The organism is Streptomyces sparsus (assembly GCF_054776295.1).
The window spans coordinates 1-1,248 of sequence record NZ_BAAHCA010001197.1 but is presented as its reverse complement, the minus strand read 5'-3'; the positions used below and the strand labels follow the sequence as shown (position 1 = coordinate 1,248).

The window sequence follows — 1,248 nt, the reverse complement described above, 5'->3', positions numbered from 1 at the left end:
CCGCCGTGGCCGGGCTGCTGCGGGTGGTGGGGGTGCTGCTGGGGCGGCGCGCCCCAGTGCCCCTGCGGCGGCGGATACCCGCCGGGGCCCTGTCCGGGCAGCGGGGGCGCCATCTGCGGCGGCGGGCTGTTGGTCCCGTTCTGCGTCCACAGCCCCGCCGCCTGCTGGTGCCGGGCGATGTCCTCGGCGATCAGCGCCGACAGGTTGAAGTACGCCTCCCGCGTCCGGGGCCGCATCAGGTCCAGGTCCAGTTCGGCGCCCGCCGACAGGTGCTCGTCGAAGGGCACCACGACCACGTCGCGGCAGCGGGTCTTGAAGTGGCCCACGATGTCCTCGACCTTGATCATCTTTCCGGTCTCCCGCACTCCGGAGATGACGGTGACGCTGCGCTGCACCAGCTCGCCGTAGCCGTGCGCCGCCAACCAGTCCAGGGTCGTGCTGGCACTGCTGGCACCGTCCACGGACGGAGTGGAGACCACGATCAGCTGGTCCGCGAGGTCGAGCACGCCCCGCATCGCCGAGTACAGCAGCCCGGTGCCCGAGTCGGTGAGGATGATCGGGTACTGCTTGCCCAGCACGTCGATGACGCGTCGGTAGTCCTCGTCGTTGAACGTCGTCGAGACCGCCGGGTCCACGTCGTTGGCCAGGATCTCCAGTCCGGAGGGCGCCTGCGAGGTGAACCGGCGGATGTCCATGTAGCTGTGGAGGTGCGGAATGGCGGTGACGAGGTCACGGATGGTCGCGCCCGTCTCCCGGCGCACCCGGCGGCCCAGCGTGCCCGCGTCCGGGTTGGCGTCGATCGCGATGACCTTGTCCTGCCGCTCACTGGACAGCGTCGCGCCGAGTGCCGTCGTGGTCGTGGTCTTGCCGACGCCGCCCTTGAGACTGATCACGGCGATCCGGTAGCACGACAGCACCGGCGTGCGGATCAGTTCCAGCTTGCGCTGCCGCTCGGCCTCCTCCTTCTTCGCACCGATCCGGAACCGTGAGCCGCCGCGGTTGCTGCTCTGCGGCCGGGGCTTGCGCTTCTGGTTCAGCAGCCGGTCGGAGGACAGTTCCACCGACGCGGTGTAGCCGAGGGAGCCGGGCTGGGAGTACGGCTGCCGCGGGTCAGGCCAACCGCTGCCCGAACGGGGGTCGGCGGGTGGGGTGTTCGGCTGTTGCGGCGGCAACGGGCCCGGGGCGCCGGGGCCTTCTGCCTGCTGCGGATGCGGAGCACCCGGGTGGGGCCGGCCGGCCTGCGGGTGA

Annotated in this window: 1 protein-coding gene; it reads right to left on the bottom strand. The window is 71.5% G+C overall.

Translation table 11 applies throughout. The annotated features are described in order from the left end of the window. Positions 1-1,248, bottom strand: a 1,248-nt coding sequence (locus ACYVE9_RS27375; protein ID WP_461030580.1) for a MinD/ParA family ATP-binding protein, incomplete at both ends; no start/stop codon positions are given.